Below are 21,621 nucleotides of genomic sequence, written 5' to 3' on the forward strand. Positions count from 1 at the left end.
AATTTCGCCGCAAGGCGGCCAGGCGCACCGCGTCAGGCGACGACGAACTGCGCGTCGTGCAGCCGGCGATAGGCGCCGCGGCGGCCGAGGAGGTCGGCGTGCGCGCCTTCTTCCACGACGCCCGACTGGTCGACCACGACGATCCGGTCGGCCTGGCGGATGGTCGACAGGCGGTGCGCGACGACGAGCGTCGTGCGGCCCTCGGACAGCTCCGCGAGCGAGGCCTGGATCGCCTGTTCGGTCTCCATGTCGAGCGCCGAGGTCGCCTCGTCGAGGATCAGGATCGGCGGGTTCTTCAGGAACATCCGGGCGATCGACAGACGCTGCTTCTGCCCCCCCGACAGCTTGACGCCGCGCTCGCCGACGATGGTGTCGAGCCCTTCCGGCAGGCGCGCGATCGTGTCGTCGAGATGCGCCCGGCGCACGGCCTGGCGGATGTCCGCCTCGGACGCGTCGAGACGCCCATAGGCGATGTTGTCGCGGATGCTGCCGCCGAACAGGAAGACGTCCTGCTGCACCACGCCGATATGGCGGCGCAGCGAGCGCAGCGTCATCTGCCTGATGTCGATCCCGTCGATGCTGATCGAGCCGCCCTGGATCTCGTAGAAGCGCGGCAGCAGCGAGCAGAGCGTGGTCTTGCCGGCGCCCGAGGGGCCGACGAAGGCCACCGTCTCGCCGGCGCGGATCGACAGGTTCAGCTCGGTCAGGATCGGCTTGCCCGGCCGGTAGCCGAAGGTCACCCGGTCGTAGCGTATGTCGCCGCGCAGGGCCTGCACGTCCGCCGCGCCGGGGGCGTCGCCGATCTCCGGCTTGGTGTCCAGCAGCTCGGTATAGCGGCGGAAGCCGGCGATGCCCTTGGGATAGGACTCGATCACCGCTGCGATCTTCTCGACCGGCCGGAAGAACACCCCGACCAGCAGCAGGAAGGCGATGAAGCCGCCATTGGTCAGGCTGCCGGTCAGCACGTAGTAGGTGCCGGCGACCATGACGATCATCTGCATCAGCCGCAGCGACAGGTAGTTCAGCGACAGCGTCGCCGAGATGATGCGGTAGGCGTCGAGCTTGCGGCTGCGATAGAGCTCGTTGTTGCGGGCGAACAGCTTGCGCTCGTGGTCCTCGTTGGCGAAGGCCTTCACGACGCGGATGCCGCCGACATTCTCCTCGATCCGGGCGTTGAACTCGCCGACGCTGCCGTAGATCGCGTGCCAGGTGCGGGTCATCGCGCCGCCGTAGCGGGCGGTGAGATAGGTGCCGACCGGCACGATGGCGGCGGTGATCAGCGCCAGCGGCACGTTGATCGACAGCATCAGCAGGAAGGCGCCGACGAAGGTCATCAGCGCGATGAACAGGTCTTCCGGCCCGTGATGGGCGATCTCGCCGATCTCCTCCAGGTCCTTGGTCAGCCGGCCGACGATATGCCCGGTCTTGCGGTTGTCGAAGAAGCTGAAGGACAGGGTCTGGAGATGGTCGAACGCCTTGCGGCGCATGTCCGTCTCGATGTTGATCCCCAGCATGTGGCCCCAGTAGTTCACGATCGCCAGGAGCCCGGTATTGAGGATGTAGATCGCCAGCAACCCGGCCGAGGCGAGCAGGATAAGGTTCCAGTCGCCGCTCGGCAGCAGCCGGTCGATGAACGCCGCCACCGCCATCGGGAAGCCGAGCTCGAGCAGCCCGGCGAGGACGGCGCAGCCGAAATCGAGCGCGAAGAGGCCCTTGTAGGGACGGTAATAGGCAAAGAAACGGGCCAGCACGGCAGATACTCGCAAGAATGATGAAACGGTCCGGCGATCGCGGCGGCGCGGCCGCGTATATCCGGACCCGGAAGGCGAAAGGCAAGGCGGGTGGCGGCCGGCTACGGAGCGGCCGCTGTACGCGGATGGGCGCCTATTCCATGACGGCGGCGATATAGGCGATGACGTCGTCGATCTGCTCCTGCGACGCCTTGAAGACCGGCATGCCCGGATGGCCGGTGTCGATCGTGCCGATGAAGGTCTCCTCCAGCGCGTCGATCGGAAACCGCTCGGACAGGCTGCGGAAGGGCGGCGCCTGCGGGTTGGGGCTGTCGCCGTCGAGCCCGACGGCATGGCAGCCGGAGCAGTTCGCGACGACGAGGATGCGGCCACGCTCGACCGGGTCTGCTGCCGCGTCCGGGGCCTGGGCGCGGGCGGCACCGAGGCCGGCGGCAAGGGCGAGTGCAAGCAGGACGATACGCATGACAACCCTCGCAATGTCGTTTCCGAATAGGGCGACCGGACCAGCTAGCGCCGCGACCGGCCGCACCGCAAGTCACCGCGTGAGCCGCAGCCGACGGGATGCAGCCGAACCCGACGCTACGGACGGATCATGACAACGGCACGGCGCCGCGACCAGTCCCCGTCAACTGGGCCTGGGCGATCCGCCACCATCGCCGGAAGGTCCGGCGGAGGAAGCGAGGCGCCCATCTCCTCGCGCCCGTCGGCGCTACCAGCGGCGGCGACGATACCACCGACGAGTCGCGCTGACCCGCCGGACATGACTGACCCGGCCGGAAAGCCCGGTCCCGCTAGCGGAACGCCACCGGCACGGTGAGCGAGACCTGGCGGCCGCTGGGCGGCGCCGGGAACGGGCTGGCGCGCTGCACCAGCGCGACAGCCGCCTGGTCGAGCGCGGCCACGCCGCTCGAACCCGCCACCCGCACCGAGACGACCCGGCCATTGCCGTCCATAGCGAAGGCCACCCGCACGGTGCCCGAGCCGCTGCCGCGCGGCGTGCGCTTGTTGCGGTTGAGCCTGGCCTGGACGCGGCTCTGCCATGAGGCAAGCGCAGCGCGCGACACCTTCGCGCCCTGCGACGCCTGCTGCTGGCGGCGGCCTTGCGACGCGGTCGACGGCGCCGGCGAGCGGCGCTGCGGGGCCGCCGCCTCGCGCTTGCGGGGCGCGGGCTCTGCCTTCTTCTGCCGCGGCTTCTCGCGGGTCTCTTCCTGGCGCGCGGCCTCGCGGACGGGGCGCGGCGGCGTCGGCCGCGCCGTCGGCAGCGGCACGTTGGCGATGGTGGCGGGCTCCGGCTCCGGTTCTTCCGGTACGGGCTCGGCGATCTCCGGCTCGGGCGGCTCAGGCGGTTCCGGCGTCTCCAGCTCGGGCTCGGGAACCGTTGCCTCCGGCTGCTCGGGCTCGGGTTCCGGTACGACCGGTTCCGGCACCACCGGCTCGGGCGGGATCACGGGCTCCGGCGGCACGTCCGGCGTCGGCTCGGTCGGGATCTCCGGTTCGACCGGCTCCGGCGGCGCAGGCTCCTCGGACGGCGTGTCGACCAGTTCCGGCGCCGGTTCGGCGGCTTCCAGCGCCGCGACTTCCGGCGCGGCGGCGGGCGGTGCGAGTTCGATCAGGATCGGCGCCTGCGGCGTGCCCTGGGGCTCGGCCGGCGGTACCTGCGTCACCAGCGCCCAGGCGCCGGCGGCATGAACCGCGACGACGACCGTCGCGGCCAGCGTCCAGCGTGCCAGCGAGGCGCGACCGCCGCCGGTCTCGGCACTCGTGAGCGGTTCCCCGGCCATGGTCAGCGCGCCGGCGGCGCGGCCGCCGCCGTTTCCTCGACGCCGACCAGGCCGATGCGGACATAGCCGGCGCTGCGCAGCGTGTTCATGACGTCCATCAGCGAGGCATAGGAGACGGCGCCGTCGGCACGCAGGAAGATCCGCTCCTCGCGATTGCCACCGGTCCGCTCGTCCAGCGCGGCCGCAAGAGCCTCGGCCGTGATCGGCGCCTCGCCCAGCACCAGCGACAGGTCGCTCTGCACCGTCAGGTAGACCGGTTCGTGGGGCCGATCCTGCGGCACGGCGTTGGAGGTCGGCAGGTCCACCGGCACGTCGACGGTCGACAGCGGCGCCGCCACCATGAAGATGATCAGGAGGACGAGCACCACGTCGATGAACGGCGTGACGTTGATCTCCGAGACCTCGCCGACGCCGTCGTCTTCCTGCTCGAGCTTGAACGCCATGGAATTACTCCGCGGCTTCGGCGAGGCGGGCGGCGCGGCGGGTGCCGGCGCGGTCCTGGTCGAGCTCGCGCGACAGGTGCTGCAGCACCACGGCCGAGCCGTCCGACAGGATGGCGCGGTAGCCGGCGATCGAGCGGGCGAAGACGTTGTAGATGATCACCGCGGGGATGGCCGCGACGAGGCCGATCGCGGTCGCCAGCAGCGCTTCGGCGATGCCCGGCGCCACCACCGCGAGGTTGGTGGTGTTCGCCTCGCTGATGCCGATGAACGCGTTCATGATGCCCCAGACCGTACCGAACAGGCCGACGAAGGGCGCCGTCGAGCCGATCGTCGCCAGCACGCCGGTGCCGCGATTGATGCTGCGGGCGCCGCGCGACTCGATTCGCGACAGCGCCACCTGGGCCCGCTCCTTGACCCCGTCGTCGGAGAGGCCGGCCGAGCGCGCGCGCTCGGCTTCCGCCGACTTGGCGAGCAGCGCCACCGGGCTGCGCCAGCGGCGGGCCGAGCGCTCGTCGCCGATCGCGCCCACCAGGTCCGGCGCGCGTTCGAGGCGGCGGACGTCGGCGCGGGCGCGGCGCTTGGCGAAGGCGATCTCGATGCCCTTGGCGACGAAGATCGTCCAGGTGACCAGCGACGCGAAGGCAAGCCCGATCATCACCGCTTTCACCACCCAGTCGGCGGCGAGAAACATGCCGAGCGGCGAGAGATCGTGCGGCAGCGTCTCGCTGCGCGCCGGCGCCGCCAATTCCGTGACGCGTGGTCCCGTCGCGGCAGCGGGCGCATCGGCCTCGCCCGGGGCGGCGGCCGGCTCGGCGGTGTCGACGGCCGGATCGGTCGGCGCGGCGTCCGGCGCAGCGGCGTTTACGACTGGCGGCGCGGTGGTCTCGGGCGCCGCGGCGGGGGCGCCATCGCCTGTCGCTGCCGGAGCGTCGGCCTGTACCGGCGACGGCTGGTTGGCGGGGGACGCTGCCGTCGTGCCGGGATCGGAGACGGCCGGCGCGGGGCTGGCCGCCGCGGGCGGGCTTTCGGGCGAGACGACGGCCGACGAGGCATCCGGGGCGGCAGGCGCGGTATCCTGAGCAACGGCCGGATGCGCGATCAGCGCGGGAAGCAGGACGAGCGCGGCGATGAGGGCGGCACGGTGCCGGACGGTGCGGATCGTGGTCATGAGGCCGATCGGTATGGTCTGTTGCACGGATGGGCGAGCAGGCGCAGTCGGGAACGCCGGGCCGTTTCGGCGGAACCCTTATGTTAATATGATAATCACAGTCAACTTAAAGGGCCGGTCGCCGGTTCCCTCGTCGGGTCCTGTCCCGGCGCGCGGAATTTGCTGACGGCCGGGCGGCGCCGACCGGACACGCAACCGGTGCCTCAGGATCTGTCGCGGCACTCCCCGGACTTGGCCGGGCCGATCTCCTCGCGTTTGCTGGCGGGAATGCATCCGCGACAGCATCGCAAAGTAGAATGCGAACAATTCCAGATACTGTGTTCTGAATGTAACACGGCGCCGGAAGACGAAATCATCACGGTCGCGCTCCAGCCGCCGGATATCGGGAAGTCCGTAGGCGTTACAATTGCTTGGGCCCGTCGACAGGCGACCGACGGCATTGTGCCTGTCTCGCGTCATAAGTTGACTCAGTAAGTCAAGTTTACCTAGCGGTCGGGGATCGGGGCGCGGGGCCCCATCCAGCGAAGGCGGTGCCATGACGCGTATCCAGACGACCATTCTCCTCAATCCCCAGGCACGCGCCGCGCGGCTTGGGCACCTCGCCGCCGCTGCCGCGACGGCGTTCGCCCTTGCCGGGGGATCGTCCGCAGCCCTCGCCCAGGAGACGACGATCCAGCTCGACACGGTGACGATCGAGGGTGCCGCTACGGCCGCTTCGGGCGCCGGCGCCGGCACCGGGACCGGCGACGGCGGGCTCGTTGCCGACGGCTACGTGCCGCGGGCGACGGTCTCCGCGACGAAGACCGACACGCCTTTGGTCCAGGTGCCGCAGTCGGTGTCGGTGGTCACGGAGCAGCAGCTGGAGGACCGCAATCCGCAGAGCCTCCTCGAGACGCTGTCCTACACGCCCGGCGTGCGGATCGGCGCCTACGGCTTCGATCCCCGTTTCGACGCCTTCTTCATCCGCGGCTTCCCGGCGACCTACACCGGCATCTTCCGCGACGGCCTGCGCCAGTTCGGCAACGGCTTCGCCACCTTCGACATCGAGCCCTACGGCCTCGGCGGGCTGAGCATTCTCAAGGGTCCCTCGGCGGGCCTCTACGGATCGTCGAATGCCGGCGGCATCGTCGACCTGCGCTCCAAACGCCCGACAACTGAGGCGTTCCGCGAGGTCGAGACGCAGATCGGCACCAACGATCGCTACCAGGCGAATTTCGACGCCGCCGGCCCGATGAACGCCGACGGTACCGTGTCCTATCGGCTCACTGGCGTCGCCCGCGATTCCGACACCGACTATCCGTTCTCGCCGGACGACCGGCTGAGCATCGCACCCGCCTTCACCTGGGCGCCGGACGGCGACACCTCGCTGACCATCCTCGGCGAGTTGCAGCGCTCCCGCTCGGGCGGCACCGCCGCCTACGTCAATGTCGACAATCGCGTCACCGACGTCGCCGGCGGCGACCCGAGCTTCAACGATCTGGACCAGACGCAGGGCCGGATCGGGCTGGAGTTCGAACACCGCATCGACGACGTCTTCACCTTCCGCCAGAAGGCGCGCTACCAGGATCTCGATATCTACTCGGAGTATGTCTACGCCTTCGGCGGCCCGGTGAACGGGATCGTCGATCGCGGCTCCGGCGTCCTCGACCAGACGCTGGGCGGCGTCGTATCCGACAGCCAGCTGCAGGCCGAATTCGACACCGGCTTCATCGGCCACAAGGTGCTGGCGGGCGTCGACGCTTCCTATGCCGAGTTCACCAACAAGGAGGGCTACGGCACGGCCTCGTCGCTGGTCTTCGACGCGCCGCGCTACGACGTGGCGGTGGCGATGCCGGAGTACAGCGTCGCGTCCGAACAGGAGCAGCGCCAGGTCGGCCTCTATCTGCAGGACGAGATCGCCATCGACCGGCTGCTGGTGACGCTCGGCGGCCGCTACGACTGGATCCGCACCGAATCCGCCTCCGGTACGCCGGGCGATCTCGGCGACCGGGACGAGCAGAAGGACGAGGCGTTCTCCGGCCGCGTCGGCCTGTCGTATCTCTTCGACTCCGGCATCGCCCCGTATGTCAGCTATTCCACCGCCTTCACGCCGAATATCGGTACCGCATCGGACGGATCGGCCTTCGTGCCGACCGAGGCCGAGCAGTACGAGGCGGGCGTCAAGGTTCAGGTTCCGGGCGTCAACGCCTTCTTCACCGCAGCCGTCTTCGACATCACCCAGGAGAACGGCGTGTTCTTCGACGTCAATGTCGACACCGGCGTCAACGAGGAAGTGCAGCGGGGCGAACTGCGCTCGCGCGGCTTCGAGCTCGAGGGGACGGCCTCGCTCGGCAACGGCCTCAGCCTGATCGCTTCCTATGCCTACACCGACATGGAGATCGTCGAGGGCACCGAGGCGACGACCGGCCGGACGCTGTCCTCGACGCCCTACCACACGGCCTCGGTGTGGGGCGACTACACGATCGAGGGCGGCGTCGCGGCCGGGCTCGGCTTCGGCGCCGGCGTCCGCTATGTCGGCAAGAGTTACGGCGACGACGAGAACAGCTTCGAGAACGACGAGCGGTTCTTCCTCGACGCGGCGCTGCATTACGACATCCCGCTGCTCGAGGGGGCGCGGCTGCAGGTCAACGCCACCAACCTCCTCGACGAGGATTCGCAGATCTGCTCGTCCGGCTTCTGCTACCGCGAGCCGGGCCGCAACGTCATCGGCAGCGTCCGCTACCGCTTCTGATCGCGATCCTCCTACGCCCGCGGCCCCTGTGCCGCGGGCTCACGCTGCACGTTTCCGGAGGTTTCGGTGCAGGCCCGTCCGGCGACCTTCAAAAAGACTTGGAATTCTTCTAAAAAGGCTCCATCTTCCGCTTCCTGGCGCGGAGAAGGACCTGACACCATGCGGCTGACACGCCAGACCAACTACGCCATCCGGATCCTGATGTACTGCGCCACCAATCGCGGTCGCCTCAGCCGGATCAAGGACATCGCCGCCGCCAACCAGGCGTCGGAACTGTTCATGTTCAAGATCCTGCAGCCGCTGGTCGAGGCGGGCATGATCGAGACCGTACGCGGCCGCAACGGCGGCATCCGGCTCGGCCGGCCGGCCGCGGCGATCAGCCTGCGCCGCGTCGTCGAGCTCACCGAAGACAATTTCACCCTCGCCGAATGTTTCGAGAGCGGCGCCGTCGACTGCCCGCTGATCGACAACTGCCGGCTGAACACCGCGCTGCGCAAGGCGCTCGAGGCGTTCCTGTCGGTGCTCGACGAATACACGATCGGCGATCTCATCGGCGACAACGGCCAGATGCGCCGCCGCCTCGGCCTTGCCGATTTCGATGAGCCGCTGGCCGCCGCGAGCTGATCGCGCCCGCCCGGCCGCTGCCACTTCTCACTCTGCCGCCAGCCGCTCCAGATAGGGCAGGTCCTCGGCGTTGAACTCGCGCCGGATCAGGTCGACGCGGGCGACGGCGCGTTCGCGCGAGACGTCGAGATGGTGCCGGAGCGCCTGCGCCGCGGCCCCGGCGTCGCCTTCCGCCAGATGTTCCAGGATGTCGCGATGCTCGGGCAGGAACGGCTCGGATTCGAACAGCCGCGGCGTCCAGCGATAGAGGAACCGGTGCGCGATCAGCAGCGACTGTGGCAGGGTGATCGCCTGCATCAGCGCCTGGTTGCCGCAATGGCCGAGCAGGGTGACGTGCAGATCCTCCTCCAGCGCGTCGAGAGTCGCGCCGCCGATCCCGGGTGACGCCATCGCCGCGTCGAGCCGGGCGCGCAGGCGCGGCAGCAGTCCTTCCGGCAGGCGGGCCGCCGCCTTGAGCAGCGCCACCGGTTCGAGGATCGCCCGCAGCTCGTAGAGTTCCGCGATGTGGTCCGGCGTCAGCGCCGGCGCATACCAGCGCGATCGCTCGTCCTTTCGCAGTATGCCGCGCTGCTGCAGCCGGCCGACCACGTCGCGCGCGACGGTGCGGCTGACGGCATAGTGCCGGGCGAGCCGCGCCTCGTTGATGCGCCAGCTGGCGAAGGAGATCCGCGCCACGATCTGGTCCTCGATCTCGCCGTAGATCCGCTCCCAGCTGGCCGACGACAGCAGGCGCACCGACTCCTCCGCCGCGTCGGACGGGCGCCCAGCCGCCGTTGCCGCTTGCGTCTCTCCGCCGGCGGCGAGCACGGCGTAGCCCTTGCCCTTCGCCTGGCTCAGCAGCCCGCGGCCGGCGAGTTCGGCCAGCGCCCGGCGGGCCGGCGGCCGGCTGATCCCGAAGCGCTCCGCCACCATCGATTCTGTCAGGTAGCTGCCCTCGGCTAGGGCACCCGATGCGATCTGCCCTTCCAGCAGCGCGGCGGCCCGCTCGTAGAGCCGCGGCGCCGTCCCCGAGAGGGGCTCGGGGGCGTTTCCGGTCGGCTTCGCGGCTTCGCTCTGCGGCATCGTCGGTTCCCGTTCGTGGCCGGGCGCACTCTTCCCAATGCCGGCGCCAGCGTCAAACGCGGCGTTCGCGACGTCCGCTCCGGTGCTATCGCCGGGGAACGGGGATTGCCGTCGCCAGAAACCATGTCTAGTGTACACGAAGAACATGGCCGGCTGGGGAGGTGGACCATTTCATGACGGCGCGGCTGGCAGGCAAACAGGCGTTGGTGACGGGTGCGGGCCAGGGGATCGGCCGCGCCATCGCGCTCGCCTTCGCCGCGGAAGGTGCCGCGGTGGTCGCCGCCAGCCGGACGCTCGCGAAGATGCAGGACCTGCCGGGCCAGGCGCCGTCGATCCGACCCGTGGCGCTCGACGTGACCGACGGCGCGGCAGTTCGAAGCGTCGTGGCGGACGCCGGGCGGGTCGACATCCTCGTCAACTGCGCCGGCTGGGTGCACAGCGGCACGATCCTCGATTGCGACGATGCCGACTGGGCGCGCAGCCTCGACCAGAACGTCACGGCCTGCTTCCTGACGATCCGGGCGGCGCTGCCCGGCATGATCGAGCGGGGCAGCGGCTCCATCGTCAACGTCGCCTCCGTGGCCTCCAGCATCACCGGCGTTGCCAACCGCGCCGCCTACGGCGCCGCCAAGGCGGCGGTGATCGGCCTGACCAAGGCGGTGGCGCGCGACGTCATCCGCAGCGGCGTGCGCGTCAACGCGCTCTGCCCGGGCACCACCAGTTCGCCGTCGCTGGAGGAGCGGATCGCCGCGACGGCCGATCCCGAACGGACACGCCGCGAATTCGCCGAGCGCCAGCCGATCGGACGGCTGGGCACGGTCGAGGAGATGGCGGCCGCGGCACTCTATCTTGCCGGCGACGAGTCGAGCTTCACCACCGGGCAAGTCTTCGTCGTCGACGGCGGGCAGACGCTGTGAGCGCCGCATTCGAGACGCCCCCGCAGGCGATCGGCGGCCGGGTGGCGCTCGGCGAGCTCGACCGGTTCTGCCTGGATGTACTGACCGCCGCCGGCGCGGACGCGCTCACGGCCGATGCCGCATCGCGGGCGATGCTGCACGGCACCCGGCACGGCGTCGACAGCCACGGCGTGCGGCTGCTGCCGCACTACGTCACGGTGCTGACCGAGGGCCGGGTCAACCGGCGGCCGAAGCTCATCTTCTCGCGCGAAGGCGGGGCGACGGCGTCGCTCGACGCCGACGACGCGCATGGCGCGCTGGCGGCCTATGTCGGGATGGAGCGCGCCGTCCGCATCGCCGCGGAAAGCGGCATCGGCGCCGTGTCGATCCGCAACAGCTCGCATTTCGGCCCGGCCGGCGCCTTTGCCCTCGCCGCCGCCGAGAAGGGCATGATCGGCATCGCGCTCTGCAATTCCGACAGTTTCGTGCGCCTCCACGACGGCGCGGCGCGCTTCCACGGCACCAACCCGATCGCCTGCGCCGTGCCCTGCGCGGGGAGCCGCCCGTGGCTGCTCGACATGGCCACCAGCGCCGTTCCCTACAACCGCGTCCAGCTCTATCGCAGCCTCCGCCGGGCACTGCCCGACGGCGTCGCCTCGGACGGGGAGGGGCGCGACACCACCGATGCCGAGGCGGTCGAGATGCTGGCGCCGGTCGGCGGCGCCTTCGGGTTCAAGGGCGCCGGGCTCGCCGGCATGGTGGAGATCTTCAGCGCCATTCTCGCCGGCATGGCGCCGGGCTTCGACGTCCTGCCGATGGCGGGACCCGACCTTTCGACGCCGCGCGGGCTCGGCGCCTTCGTCATGGCGGTCCGTCCGGATGCCTTTGTCGACCGGGCGGTCTTCGAGGCGGGGATGCGGCACTACGTCGAGACGCTGCGCGCCTCGCCCGCCCGGCCGGGCACCACGGTGATGGCGCCGGGCGATCGCGAATGGGCGGAAGCCGAGCGGCGGGAGGCGGCCGGCGCCCCGCTCGACCCGGCGACGATCAGTGAATTCCGGGAGCTCGCCCGACGCTTCGGCCTGGCGGCGCCGGACATCCGGGAGGGCGGCACCTGAGGAGGCGCCCGAGACGCATCGGCTCGAGATCGATCAAACCCAAGGGAGGAAGACCATGACCATCGTGAAGAGACACATCCGCACCCTGTCGCTGGCGCTCGCCGCCGGCCTTGCCGGGCTTGGCGGCGCTGCCGCGCAGGAAACCCACACGCTGCGGTTCAACCACGTGCTCGGCCCGAACGAGCCCTTCCACAAGGGCTTCGAGCAGTGGGCCGAGCGCGTCGCCGAGCGCACCAATGGCGGGTTGACCATCGAGGTGTTCCACAGCGCCCAGCTCGGCGTCGAGGAGGACATTATCGAGCAGATCCGCCAGGGCGCGAATTTTGGCCAGAACACCGACGCGGCTCGGCTCGGCAACTATGTCCCCGGCATCGCCGTGGTGAACGGGCCGTATTTCGTTGAGTCCAACGAGCAGGCCTTCGCGCTGGCCGATTCGCCCACCATGCAGCAATGGCAGCAGGAACTCGCCGATCAGCACGGGCTGAAGGTCGTGTGCTTCGACTGGGTGCAGGGATTCCGGAACTTCTTCACCAACAAGGAAGTGCGGACCCCGGCGGACCTCGCGGGCCTGCGCATCCGCACCCCGCCGGCGCCGATCTGGCAGGAATCGATCCGGGCGCTCGGCGCCGAGCCGACCGCGATGAATTTCGGCGACGTCTATCCGGGCCTGCAGCAGCAGGCGATCGACGGCGCGGAACTGGTCTACCCCAACATCACCGCCGCCAATCTCAACGAGGTGCTGAGCCACGCCAACGAGACCAAGCACATCATGCTGGTGAACTTCCAGGTGGTCAGTTCGCAGTGGTTCGACGGCCTGCCGGCCGAGTACCAGACGGCCCTCGTCGAGGAGTGCCGGACCGCCGGCCAGGAGACCTCTAAGGCGGTCGCCGACGCCACCGAGACGGCCCGGCAGACGCTGCGCGATGCCGGCATGACCATCGTCGAGGACGTCGATCTCGAGGCGTTCCGCGCCGCAGGCGAGAAGGCCTACGAGGCGCTCGGGCTCACCGAGGCAAAGAACAAGGTGCAGGCCGAAATGGCTGGCCCACAATAGGCGACAGGGCCGGCGGGAGATCACGATGCGCGCCTTCTACCATGCCGTCCTCAGGGCGGAAGCCATCCTCGCCGGCACGCTGCTGCTGCTGATGGTCGGGCTGATCTTCGCCGGCGGCGTCGCCCGGATGATGCACAGCCCGATCAACTGGACGATCGACTTCGCCACCTGCTTCTTCGCCTGGGCGTGCTTCCTCTGCGCCGACATCGCCTGGCGCAAGGACGCGTTGATGTCGATCGACGTGATCAAGGCGCGGCTGCCGGAGCGGCTCCGGCGGCTCATGCAGATCGGCAACTACCTGATCATCATGGCGTTTCTCGGGGTCGGCGTCTATGCCGGCATCTGGCTCGCCTGGGTCAGCCGGTCGCGCAGCTTCCAGGGCATTCCCGGCATCAGCTATTCCTGGGTGACGATGAGCCTGCCGATCGGCGCGTTGCTGCTGCTGGTGACCACCATGGGGAAACTGCGCGCCGAGCTGCGCGGCGAGCGGGTCGGCGTCGCCGCCGCCTCCGGGCAGGGATGACCCCGCCATGCTGATCGTCACGCTCGGCTTCGTCGTCCTGCTTTTGATCGGCATGCCGGTGGCCTTCGCCATCGGCATCGCCGGCGCCCTGTTCTTCTTCCAGAATCCGGAACTGCCCTTCACCATCCCGGCGCAGGTGACGGTGTCGCAGACCCAGAACTTCGCCCTGCTGGCGATCCCGCTGTTCATCCTGGCGGGCAATTTCATGAACCGCTCGGGCATCACCGAGCGGCTGCTCGAACTCGCCTCGGTGATGACGGGGCGGCTCAAGGGGGGCCTGGCACAGGTGTCGCTGGCGCTGTCGGCGCTGATGGGCGGCGTGTCCGGATCGGCGATCGCGGATGCGGCCATGCAGAGCCGCATGCTCGGCGACGAGATGATGCGGCGCGGCTTCACGCGCGGCTTCGCGGCCGGCGTCCTCTCCTACGGGTCGGTGCTGACGCCGATCATCCCGCCGGGCATCGGCATGATCCTCTACGGCACGATCGGCCAGGTCTCGATCGGCCGCCTCTTCGCCGCCGGCTTCGCCCCGGCGCTGCTGCTGTGGGCCGGGCTGGGGCTGGCGATCTGGCTGACGGCGCGTCGGCGCGGCTACCAGCCGGAGCGCGCCACGCGCCCGAGCGCGGCGGAAGTCGGGCGGGCTTTCACCGGCGGCATCTGGGCGCTGCTGTTCCCGGTGTTCCTGCTGGTCGGGCTGAGGATGGGCATCTTCACCCCGTCCGAGATCGGCGCCTTCGCGGTGATCTACGCGATCGTCATCGGCGTCCTCGTCTACCGCAAGATGCGCCGGCAGGGCTTCGTCGAGGGGCTCGAGAGCAGCCTCGCCGATGTCGGCTCGGTGATGTTCCTGATCGCCCTCTCGGCGATCTTCACCTACGGCATCGTGCTGGAGCGGGTGCCGGAGACGGTGGCCGGGTGGATCCTCGGGATCACCGACAACGTCTATGGCGCGATGATCCTGATCGCGCTCGCCGTGGTCGGGATCGGCTTCTTCATCGACGCGACGGTGCTGATCATCATGCTGACGCCGATCCTGCTGCCGGTGGTGCGCGAGCTGGGCGCCGACCCGGTGCATTTCGGCATCGTGTTCATCGTCGCCGCGACGATCGGCAACTTCACCCCGCCCGTCGGCGCGGCGATGTATGCGGTCTGCTCGATCCTGCGCTGTCCGATCGGCGAGTACACGCGCGAATCCGCGCCGCTGCTCCTCGCGGTGGTGCTGGTGACGCTGATCCTGATCTTCGTGCCGTCCTTCGTGCTCTTCGTGCCGGATCTGATCTTCGGCTGACGGCCGCGGGCCCGGGCGGGCGGCGGCGTCAGGCCGGCGCCTGGCGGGTGGCGGAGGCCGGCTCGAGCTGCTGCTCGATGAGGCCGCCCGCCGCGTCCAGCACCATGACGAGGCGCCGGCCGCGATGCCGGATGGTCAGCCTGGTGCGGCCGGCATCCGCCCCGACGCCGCGCTCCAGCGTGCCGTGCACGTTGCCGCGGCGCATCTCGACCAGGAAATGCGCCGCCGGCAGGCCGAGCGCGGCGGCGATGCGCTCGGCGTCGATCTCGAAATCCTCCTGCGACACGGGCGGCTCGGCGGGCATCGTCACGCTCTCCCGCATCGCACCGTCGCCTCGACCTCGCCCGGGTCCTGGCCCGCCACCGCGGCGATCGCCGCGGCCTTCGCCGGCGAGGCGAGCGGGAACAGCGCCAGCACGTCGATGTCCCGCTTCGGAAGGTCGGCGAAGCTGTAGCGATCGAGCACGGCGAGGAACGCCTCGACCGCCTCGTTGAGCACGCTGGTCATGCCGCAGGCCGGCGCCAGGCCGCAATTGCCGCAGTCGGCGAGGGCAAAGCCCTCCTCGGTCGAGCGGATGACATCGCCGACGATGATCTCGCTCGCCGGTCGCGCCAGCCGGATGCCGCCGGAGCGGCCGCGCACGGTGGCGACGAAGCCGGAGCGGCCGAGTTCCTGCACCACCTTCATCAGATGATTGTTGGAGATGCCGTAGGCCCGGGCGATCTCGGCGATCGAGCACAGCCCCTCCGGGCGCGACGACAGGTAGATCAGCACGCGCAGGGCGTAGTCGGAATAGCGGGTCAGGCGCATGGCGGCTCCTCTCCCGAAAGAAGTATTTGATTTGCATCTTTTCGGCAAACTGCTAGGAACCGCTTCGACGACAAAGCGGAGAATGGCAGGTGGGAGCGGTGGTCAGCGAAGCCGAGCTGCGGGGTCTGGTGGAGGAATTCTACGGACGCGTGCGCCGCGACAGCGAGCTTGGGCCGATCTTCGAGGCGGCGGTCCACGACTGGCCGTCGCATCTCGACCGGCTGACGGCGTTCTGGTCGTCGGTCATGCTGGGCTCGGGCCGCTACAAGGGCAATCCCTTCGCCGCCCACCAGCAGCATGCCGGACAGCTCAGCCCGGCGCTGTTCGACCGCTGGTTGGGCATCTGGCAGGAGACGACGCGGGCGCGGTTTTCGGCCGAGACCGCCGCGATCTTCCAGATGAAGGCCGACCGCATCGCCGACAGCCTGAAGGCCGGGCTGTTCTTCCGCCCGGCCCTTGCTCGCGGCTATGCCGCCGCGCCCTAGCAGCCCCGGCTCGCGCCGGTGCCTTGCCGCCGGAACCGGTCAGACGGCGAGATATTGCAGCCGCATTTCCTTGTCGTCGATGATCTGTTGGGCGGTGCCGTCGAAGACGATCTCGCCCATTTCCAGGATGATCGCGCGGTCGGCCAGGTGGAGCGCCGCGATGGCGTTCTGCTCGACCAGGATCGTGGTGATGCCGAGCTGCTTGATCTCCTCGAGGATCCGCTCGATCTCCTGCACGATGACCGGCGCGAGACCCTCATAGGGCTCGTCCAGCAAGAGCAGCTTCACCTCGCGGGCGAGCGCCCGGGCGACGGCCAGCATCTGCTGCTCGCCGCCGGACATGGTGATGCCGTCCTGGTTGCGCCGTTCCGCCAGCCGCGGGAAATGCTCGTAGATCCGCTCCAGGCTCCAGCCGATCGGCGGCTCGATCTGCGCGAGCTTGAGGTTCTCCTCGACGGTCAGGCCGGCGATGATGCGCCGGTCCTCGGGGACGAGCTGGACGCCCAGCCGCGCCGCCTCGAAGCTCTGCATCGTGTGCAGGGGCTTGCCGTCGAGCCAGATCTCGCCGTGCTTGAGCTGCGGCGAGCCGGCGCGCGCGATGGTGCGCAGGGTCGAGGTCTTGCCGGCGCCGTTGCGGCCGAGCAGCGCGACGATCTCGCCCTCGTTCACCTCGAAGGAGACGCCCTGCACGATGTAGCTCTCGCCGTAATAGGCATGAAGGTCGCGGGCTGCGAAGAACGGCTGGCCGGCGGTCCGCAGCGTCTCGGCGGGCGTGCTGCGGCCGTGCGGCCGGGTGGTGTCGAGCGTCTCGCTCATAGATGGGCTCCCCCGAGATAGGCTTCCTGGACGCGGGGGTCCGACTTGATCGCGTCGGGGGTTCCCTCGGCGATGACGGTGCCCTGCGCCATCACGCTGACGGTCGAGGCCAGCGAGAACACGACATGCATGTCGTGCTCGATGATCACCTTGGTGATGCCGCGCTTGGCGATCTTCTTCAGAAGGTCGACGGTGTTGTTGGTGTCGGCCCGCGACATGCCGGCGGTCGGCTCGTCGAGCAGCAGCAGCTTCGGCCGCTGGACGAGGCACATCGCCAGCTCCAGCCGCCGCTTGTCGCCGCGCGACATGGAGTCGACCCGCTGGTGGCGCTGGGCAGTCAGGTTGAGGTCCTCGAGGATCTCCTCGGCCTCCTCCAGCACCACGCGCCGGTCGTTGGCCCGGCCCCAGAGATTGATCCGGAAGGCCCCGTCCTTGCGCGCGAAGGCCGGGATCATGACGTTTTCCAGCACCGTCAGTTCGGCGAAGGTCTCCGGCGTCTGGAACACCCGGGCGATGCCGGCCTGGTTGATCTGGTGCGGCTTGTGCCCGAGCAGCGGCGCGCCGTCGAATTCCACCGTGCCCTCGTCCGGCACGAGGCGCCCGACCAGCGTGTTGAGCAGGGTCGACTTGCCGGCGCCGTTCGGCCCGATGATCGCGTGGACCGTGCCTTCCTTGACCTTGAGGTTGACGTTGTCGAGAGCCTTGAGCCCGCCGAAGCGCTTGCTGACGCCGTTGATGGTTAGAATGTCCATGTCGGCTCTTCCTACTCGTGCTTCGCGCGGGCATGCGCCGCGTCGGTCGCGTCCGCCGTCTTCGACTTGCGGAACATGCCGGCGATGCGGCGCAGGCCCTCCATGATGCCGCCGGGCAGGAAGATGACGATGACCATGAACAGGAGGCCGAGCGTCAGGTGCCATCCCTCGCCGACGAACGGGCTGGTGATCTCGACCGCGGCGGTCTGGGCCCAGTCCGGCAGGAAGTCGAAGGTCCGGTAGAGGAAGCTGTCGTTGAAGGAGGAGAAGATCTGCTCGAGATACTTCATCACCGCCGCGCCGATCACCGGGCCGAGCAGCGTGCCGACGCCGCCGAGGATGGTCATCAGCACGACCTCGCCCGACGCCGTCCACTGCATGCGGTCGGCGCCCGCCAGCGGGTCCGTCACCGCCAGGAGGCCGCCGGCGAGCCCGGCATACATGCCGGAGATGACGAAGGCGGTCAGCAGGTAGGGCCGCGCCGAGAAGCCCGTGTAGCCCATGCGGTTCTGGTTCGACTTGATGGCGAAGAGCATCATGCCGAAGGTCGAGTTGCGGATCCGCAGCGCCAGGAAGAAGCCGAGGATCAGGAGGATCGCGCAGAAATAGAAGCCCGGATAGCCCTGCAGCGCGATCCCGAAGAAGTTCGGGTCCGGCAGGGCCGCACCGGCCTCGCCGAAGGCCCGGTCGATCAGCCGCGGATCGGACCGGGAGATCTGCAGGCCGGTCTCGCCGTTGGTGATCGGCGTCAGCACCGAATAGGCGAGATTGTAGGACATCTGCGCGAAGGCGAGGGTCAGGATCGAGAAGTAGATGCCGGACCGCCGCAGGCAGATGAAGCCGATGGCGAGCGCGAAGATGCCTGCGACGATGATCGCAAAGGGAATCGCGAAGATCGCGTTCATCGACAGGAGCTTGAACATCCAGACGGCGGCGTAGGACCCGGTGCCGAGGAAGGCCGCATGGCCGAAGGACAAATAGCCGGAGAAGCCGAACAGGATGTTGAAGCCGATCGCGAAGATCCCGAAGATCGCGAATTTCTGCAGGATGTCGGGGTAGCCGGCGCCGATCGGCGCCAGCCAGATCGGCATGGTCAGGACCGCCGCGGCGAAGAGCGCGGTGAAGGTGAGGTCGCCCATCGTCGTGGTGAAGAAGGGCCGGCTGTCCCGGGTCTTGCGGGTCGTCTCTCGCGGCGTGTCGCCGAGTTCGTTCGAGGTGATGGCGCTGTTCATCGATCAGGCCTCCATGACGCCCTTGCGGCCCATCAGACCCCGCGGGCGAACCAGCAGGACGACGACGGCGACAAGGTAGATGATGATCTGGTCGATCCCCGGCACGATGTCCTTAATCTCGGTCATCGAGGAGAAGGACTGCAGGATGCCGAGCAGGAACCCGGCAACCACCGCGCCGCCCAGCGAGCCCATGCCGCCGACCACGACGACCACGAAGGACAGGACCAGGAAGTCCATGCCGAGATGGTAGTTGGGCGACAGGATCGGCGTGTACATGACGCCGGCGAGACCGGCGACGACGGCGGCGAGGCCGAAGACGATCGAGAACTTGCGGCCGATATTGATGCCGAGCAGGCCGACGGTCTCGCGATCCGCCATGCCGGCGCGCACCACCATGCCGAAGGTGGTCAGCTGCAGGAAGGCGAAGACCGCGCCGATGACGGCGAGCGAGAACAGGAAGTAGATGATGCGCCACATCGGATAGCTGAGGCCGGGTATGCCGAACCACTGGCCGACATCGGCGCTGCCCGCGAAGGCCGGGGGCGCGGTCATCGGGATCGGGTTGGCCCCGAAATAGTGCTTGACGATCTCCTGCAGCACGATGGCGAGGCCGAAGGTCACCAGGATCTGCTCGGCATGGCTGCGCTTGTAGAAATAGCGGATCAGTCCGCGCTCCATCGCCAGCCCGACAAGCAGCATGAAGGGGATCGCCAGGAGCATGGACAGCGGTACAGACCAGTCGAGGATCGTGCGGCCGGTCTCCCCGAACCAGATCTCCAGATAGGGGACTTCCTTGTAGGCCTCGAAGAAGGTGACGCTCTCGTCGCGGACGCGTTCGGAGATAGACAGCACCATCGAGAAGGCCACGGCGCAGAACGCCCCGAGCATGAACAACGCGCCGTGGGCGAAGTTTACCACGCCGAGCGTGCCGAAGATCAGGGTCAGGCCAAGGGCGATGAGCGCGTAGGCCCCGCCCTTGTCGAGCCCGTTCAGAATCTGAAGGATGATGGCGTCCATGTGCCCTTGGTCGCTCCTGGGGTTGCCGCTTCATGGTGGCGGGCTGCGAAGCAGGCCCGTGGCGGCGGCCCTTGCGGTTGCCGGCGCGGCGCGTTGCCGTAGGCGCGTGCGCCCTGTCGATCGGCTCTCGGATGGCGAACGGCCGCCGGCATTTCTGCCGGCGACCGGTTTCGATCAGCAGGTGATCAGCATTGCTTGGCGTCGTACGGCCCCAGTTCGCCGCCGAAGATCGACGCGTCGTAGGTGACCTCGTCGCGCGGCACGACCTTGACGATCTCCATCAGGTCGAACTGGTTGGTCGGCTCCTGCTTGCCGCGAACGACGAGCACGTCCTTGAAGCACTGGTGATCCTCGGCGCGGTAGAGCGTCGGACCGTTGCCCATCCCGTCGAACTCGAAGCCTTCGAGCGCCTTGATCAGCTCCGGCGGATAGAACGTGCCGGCGGTCTCGGCCGCGTTGGCATAGAGCAGCGTCTGGACGTAGCAGGTATGGGCGGCCTGCGAGGGCGGGCTGCCGAACTCCTCGCCGAACGACTTGGAGAACGCCTTGGTCGCTTCGTTGTCGAGCTTCCAGTCCCAGTTGGCTGTGCCGAGAATGCCCTTCACGGCCTCGCCGGCGCCCTGTGCCATCAGCTCCGAGAAGAGCGGCACCACGATCTGGAAATCCTTGCCGTTGGCCTGCTTGGAACGCATGTCGAACTGGGTGACGGCCTGGCGCAGCGAGTTGACCATGTCGCCGCCGTAATGGTTCAGGATCAGCACGTCGGCGCCCGAATTCAGGACCGGTGTCAGATACTGCGAGAAGTCGCCGGCGCCGAGCGGAGTGCGCACGGCCTGCACCGTCTCCCAGCCGAGGGCCTCGGTGGCGTTCTTGATCGACTCTTCCTGCGTCCAGCCCCAGGTGTAGTCGGCGGTCAGGTGATAGGCGCGGCGGTCCTTGCCGTATTCCTCCGCGAGGATGGGTCCGAGTGCCTCGCCCGACATGTAGGCGTTGAAGAAGTGGCGGAAGCCGTAGCGCCGCTTGTCCTTGCCGGTGGTGTCGTTGGAATGGGTGAGGCCGGCCATGAAGATCACGCCCATGTCCTGGCAGAGCGACTGCACCGCCACGGCGACGCCCGAGGACGAACCGCCGGAGATCATGATCGCCTTGTCGGCCTCGATCATCCGCTTGGCCGAGGCGCGCGCCGCGTCGGACTTGGTCTGCGTGTCGCCGGTCACGAAGGCGACCTTCTTGCCGAGGATGCCGTTGCCCTTGAGGTTGGACGGCTTCATCGTCGACAGCATGCCGCCGTCGCCCTCGCCGTTCAGGTGCTTGACCGCCAGCTGGAAGGCTCGCAGCTCGTCCGCACCCTCGTCGGCGTACGGGCCGGACTGCGGGACGTTGAAGCCGAGCGTCACGGTGCTACCGGACGGGTTGTTGCAGAAGGCCTGATCCTGGGCCCAGGCCCCGCGCGTGAAGACATGCGGCATAGCCAGGCCGGCCGTTAAGCCGGCGCCGGTCGTCAGCAGTCGACGACGAGTCCATCCGTCCTTGTAGAATGCCATTGGTCACCTCCCGATTATCCCATTCCGACCTTTTCGCCGACGACGAAGCGTACGCAGCCTGCCATCGACCTGGTCGGATTGCCCATCGTCCACGAGTGCGCCAGTTTCGCCTATAGTACTTTCGGATGAAGTCGCGCGAACCTTTCCGTAATATTGCCCTGCAACACAGATGCCGTTGAGGGATATTGCACTGCAGCAATATCTTTCTCGGTAACACTGTCTATCTCGGGAATCTGAACCCGGCGTTCCGTTGCGCCGGTCGATGCCGCGGCGCCCGCACGGGCGGCGCGATCCGACCGGCTGGCAGGAAACGGAAAGACGGGGAAACACCGAATGACGGCTGGGCGCCGGTCGCCGGATTGGCGTTTCATCGCCAGATGGCGGAGTTTCGGGAAGGGAGGAACAGGACGATGTTCGACAAGGGCATGAATTTCCCGGAGACGCGGTTCGGCCTGTTCCGGATGTGATGATTGGCGCCGCCGTTGTGCTATCATTGTGAACGCACATTTCACGGTAACCCGGAGGC

The 21,621-nt window shown here is 68.6% G+C and carries 21 protein-coding genes; 8 read left to right on the plus strand and 13 right to left on the minus strand.

Features of this window, described 5'->3' with window-relative positions:
• Positions 1 to 32: 32 nt before the first annotated feature.
• The 5 genes from LXB15_RS00245 to exbB all read right to left on the minus strand — a co-directional run bounded on the left by LXB15_RS00245 (position 33) and on the right by exbB (position 5,143).
• The gene (locus LXB15_RS00245) at positions 33 to 1,751 is read right to left on the minus strand and encodes an ABC transporter ATP-binding protein (RefSeq protein ID WP_233950312.1); all 1,719 of its coding nucleotides are present in this window, start codon (positions 1,749 to 1,751) and stop codon (positions 33 to 35) included.
• Positions 1,752 to 1,884: 133 nt separating this feature from the next.
• Complete coding sequence (locus LXB15_RS00250) at positions 1,885 to 2,214, minus strand: cytochrome c (protein ID WP_233950313.1); 330 nt, start codon at positions 2,212 to 2,214, stop codon at positions 1,885 to 1,887.
• Between the two features lie 328 nt (positions 2,215 to 2,542).
• Positions 2,543 to 3,532 carry an energy transducer TonB gene (locus tag LXB15_RS00255; RefSeq protein ID WP_233950314.1) on the minus strand — a complete coding sequence of 330 codons (990 nt, stop codon included), beginning with the start codon at positions 3,530 to 3,532 and terminating at the stop codon, positions 2,543 to 2,545.
• A gap of 2 nt (positions 3,533 to 3,534) precedes the next feature.
• Positions 3,535 to 3,975, minus strand: coding sequence for a TonB system transport protein ExbD (gene exbD, locus LXB15_RS00260; protein ID WP_233950315.1), 441 nt, complete (start codon positions 3,973 to 3,975; stop codon positions 3,535 to 3,537).
• A gap of 4 nt (positions 3,976 to 3,979) precedes the next feature.
• A complete protein-coding gene (gene exbB, locus LXB15_RS00265) occupies positions 3,980 to 5,143 on the minus strand; it encodes a tonB-system energizer ExbB (RefSeq protein WP_233950316.1) in 1,164 nt (387 codons plus the stop codon).
• Positions 5,144 to 5,678: 535 nt separating this feature from the next.
• On the opposite strand from exbB, the gene LXB15_RS00270 reads away from it, so the two are divergent.
• Together LXB15_RS00270 and rirA are read left to right on the plus strand one after the other, a co-directional pair.
• Positions 5,679 to 7,874 (plus strand): TonB-dependent siderophore receptor, encoded by a 2,196-nt coding sequence (locus LXB15_RS00270; protein WP_233950317.1) that lies wholly within the window; start codon positions 5,679 to 5,681, stop codon positions 7,872 to 7,874.
• 159 nt (positions 7,875 to 8,033) lie between these two features.
• Positions 8,034 to 8,498 (plus strand): iron-responsive transcriptional regulator RirA, encoded by a 465-nt coding sequence (gene rirA / locus LXB15_RS00275; protein WP_233950318.1) that lies wholly within the window; start codon positions 8,034 to 8,036, stop codon positions 8,496 to 8,498.
• 27 nt (positions 8,499 to 8,525) lie between these two features.
• Here the strand turns inward: rirA and LXB15_RS00280 are convergent, their stop codons facing one another.
• Positions 8,526 to 9,560 carry a GntR family transcriptional regulator gene (locus LXB15_RS00280; protein WP_233950319.1) on the minus strand — a complete coding sequence of 345 codons (1,035 nt, stop codon included), beginning with the start codon at positions 9,558 to 9,560 and terminating at the stop codon, positions 8,526 to 8,528.
• A 173-nt stretch (positions 9,561 to 9,733) separates the two neighbouring features.
• Between LXB15_RS00280 and LXB15_RS00285 the strand changes: the two genes are divergently transcribed.
• From LXB15_RS00285 to LXB15_RS00305, 5 genes are read left to right on the plus strand one after another with little or no spacing between them, the layout of a single operon-like run.
• Complete coding sequence (locus LXB15_RS00285; RefSeq protein WP_233953283.1) at positions 9,734 to 10,477, plus strand: SDR family oxidoreductase; 744 nt, start codon at positions 9,734 to 9,736, stop codon at positions 10,475 to 10,477.
• On the plus strand, positions 10,474 to 11,574 hold the full coding sequence (locus LXB15_RS00290; RefSeq protein ID WP_233950320.1) for an Ldh family oxidoreductase: 1,101 nt from the start codon (positions 10,474 to 10,476) through the stop codon (positions 11,572 to 11,574). The genes LXB15_RS00285 and LXB15_RS00290 overlap by 4 nt, the downstream gene beginning before the upstream one ends.
• A 55-nt stretch (positions 11,575 to 11,629) precedes the next feature.
• Positions 11,630 to 12,628 (plus strand): C4-dicarboxylate TRAP transporter substrate-binding protein, encoded by a 999-nt coding sequence (locus LXB15_RS00295; protein ID WP_233950321.1) that lies wholly within the window; start codon positions 11,630 to 11,632, stop codon positions 12,626 to 12,628.
• 25 nt (positions 12,629 to 12,653) lie between these two features.
• Positions 12,654 to 13,151, plus strand: a complete 498-nt coding sequence (locus tag LXB15_RS00300) for a TRAP transporter small permease (protein ID WP_233950322.1) — start codon at positions 12,654 to 12,656, stop codon at positions 13,149 to 13,151.
• Positions 13,152 to 13,158: 7 nt separating this feature from the next.
• Entirely contained in the window at positions 13,159 to 14,439 is a 1,281-nt protein-coding gene (locus tag LXB15_RS00305; protein ID WP_233950323.1) for a TRAP transporter large permease, read from the plus strand.
• A 28-nt stretch (positions 14,440 to 14,467) separates the two neighbouring features.
• On the opposite strand, the gene LXB15_RS00310 is transcribed toward LXB15_RS00305, so the two are convergent.
• Both LXB15_RS00310 and LXB15_RS00315 read right to left on the minus strand, forming a co-directional pair.
• On the minus strand, positions 14,468 to 14,743 hold the full coding sequence (locus LXB15_RS00310; protein WP_233950324.1) for a DUF6522 family protein: 276 nt from the start codon (positions 14,741 to 14,743) through the stop codon (positions 14,468 to 14,470).
• Positions 14,744 to 14,745: 2 nt separating this feature from the next.
• Positions 14,746 to 15,249: an Rrf2 family transcriptional regulator gene (locus LXB15_RS00315; protein WP_233950325.1), complete on the minus strand. Its 504-nt coding sequence runs from the start codon at positions 15,247 to 15,249 to the stop codon at positions 14,746 to 14,748.
• A gap of 89 nt (positions 15,250 to 15,338) precedes the next feature.
• On the opposite strand from LXB15_RS00315, the gene LXB15_RS00320 reads away from it, so the two are divergent.
• Positions 15,339 to 15,734 carry a group III truncated hemoglobin gene (locus LXB15_RS00320; RefSeq protein WP_233950326.1) on the plus strand — a complete coding sequence of 132 codons (396 nt, stop codon included), beginning with the start codon at positions 15,339 to 15,341 and terminating at the stop codon, positions 15,732 to 15,734.
• Between the two features lie 39 nt (positions 15,735 to 15,773).
• Here LXB15_RS00320 and LXB15_RS00325 read toward each other — a convergent pair whose 3' ends face one another.
• The 5 genes from LXB15_RS00325 to LXB15_RS00345 form a co-directional block, all read right to left on the minus strand.
• Positions 15,774 to 16,550: an ABC transporter ATP-binding protein gene (locus LXB15_RS00325; RefSeq protein WP_233950327.1), complete on the minus strand. Its 777-nt coding sequence runs from the start codon at positions 16,548 to 16,550 to the stop codon at positions 15,774 to 15,776.
• Positions 16,547 to 17,302 carry an ABC transporter ATP-binding protein gene (locus LXB15_RS00330; protein ID WP_233950328.1) on the minus strand — a complete coding sequence of 252 codons (756 nt, stop codon included), beginning with the start codon at positions 17,300 to 17,302 and terminating at the stop codon, positions 16,547 to 16,549. The genes LXB15_RS00325 and LXB15_RS00330 overlap by 4 nt, the downstream gene beginning before the upstream one ends.
• Before the next feature lie 11 nt (positions 17,303 to 17,313).
• Positions 17,314 to 18,441: a branched-chain amino acid ABC transporter permease gene (locus LXB15_RS00335; protein ID WP_370640255.1), complete on the minus strand. Its 1,128-nt coding sequence runs from the start codon at positions 18,439 to 18,441 to the stop codon at positions 17,314 to 17,316.
• 96 nt (positions 18,442 to 18,537) lie between these two features.
• Positions 18,538 to 19,551, minus strand: coding sequence for a branched-chain amino acid ABC transporter permease (locus LXB15_RS00340; protein ID WP_233950329.1), 1,014 nt, complete (start codon positions 19,549 to 19,551; stop codon positions 18,538 to 18,540).
• 185 nt (positions 19,552 to 19,736) lie between these two features.
• Complete coding sequence (locus tag LXB15_RS00345) at positions 19,737 to 21,095, minus strand: substrate-binding protein (protein ID WP_233950330.1); 1,359 nt, start codon at positions 21,093 to 21,095, stop codon at positions 19,737 to 19,739.
• Positions 21,096 to 21,621 lie beyond the last annotated feature (526 nt).

The sequence above is a fragment of the Aurantimonas sp. HBX-1 genome, from assembly GCF_021391535.1.
Classification (GTDB): Bacteria; Pseudomonadota; Alphaproteobacteria; order Rhizobiales; family Rhizobiaceae; genus Aurantimonas.